General features: G+C 39.7%; 1 pseudogene. It reads right to left on the bottom strand.

Annotation, left to right across the window (positions count from 1 at the left end):
- A pseudogene (locus V7183_RS04295) lies at positions 1-307 on the bottom strand (adhesin); the annotation flags it as partial.

The following is a 307-nucleotide window of genomic DNA, read 5'->3' on the forward strand; positions in this document are numbered from 1 at the left end:
TCTGGCTTTTGCTCTGGCTCTGGTTTTTCTTTCTCAATAACTACTACATTTACAGTTGCAGTTGAGGTGTTACCTGCATTATCAGTCGCTGTTACTTGAACTGAAATTGTGCCTGGTTTACTTGTATCATACGCTCCTACTGTTACTACTGGGTTTGGATCTTTATTCTCTTTTACACTCACTAAACTTTCTGGACTTAAACTATCCCCTACATGTACTATCACACCTTGTTTTGCTGTAATCACTGGCGCTTCTGTATCTTTTTCAGGTTTCTCTGGTTTAGTTGTACCACCATCATTACCATCGC

This window comes from Bacillus sp. JJ1127 (genome assembly GCF_036965845.1).
In the GTDB taxonomy this organism is placed as follows: domain Bacteria; phylum Bacillota; class Bacilli; order Bacillales; family Bacillaceae_G; genus Bacillus_A.